Origin of the sequence: Planococcus sp. APC 3900, assembly GCF_030407735.1 — a bacterium.
Classification (GTDB): Bacteria; Bacillota; Bacilli; order Bacillales_A; family Planococcaceae; genus Planococcus; species Planococcus notacanthi.
Map to the genome: position 1 here is coordinate 1 of NZ_JASDCT010000026.1, position 597 is coordinate 597.

1 rRNA gene is annotated in these 597 nt (G+C 53.4%); it reads right to left on the minus strand.

The annotated features are described in order from the left end of the window. Positions 1 to 591, minus strand: a 23S ribosomal RNA gene (locus tag QMA04_RS18190); the annotation flags it as partial. Positions 592 to 597: the final 6 nt, after the last annotated feature.

A 597-nucleotide genomic window follows, 5' to 3' on the forward strand; every position in this document is an offset into this window, starting at 1 on the left:
AACGGGCTTTGACTACTTGTAGGCACACGGTTTCAGGATCTATTTCACTCCCCTTCCGGGGTGCTTTTCACCTTTCCCTCACGGTACTGGTTCACTATCGGTCACTAGGAAGTATTTAGCCTTGGGAGATGGTCCTCCCGGATTCCGACGGAATTTCACGTGTTCCGCCGTACTCAGGATCCACTCTGGAGGGGCAGGGTTTTCGGCTACGGGGCTATTACCCGCTGCGGCGGACCGTTCCAGGTCGCTTCGCCTAATCCTGCCTTTTGTAACTCCGTATAGAGTGTCCTACAACCCCAAGAGGCAAGCCTCTTGGTTTGGGCTGATCCCGTTTCGCTCGCCGCTACTCAGGGAATCGCATTTGCTTTCTCTTCCTCCAGGTACTTAGATGTTTCAGTTCCCTGGGTCTGCCTTCTCATGTGCTATGAATTCACACATGGATACTGCCCGATTAAAGGCAGTGGGTTCCCCCATTCGGAAATCTCCGGATCACAGCTCACTTACAGCTCCCCGAAGCATATCGGTGTTAGTGCCGTCCTTCTTCGGCTCCTAGTGCCAAGGCATCCACCGTGCGCCCTTTCTAACTTAACCAATGGT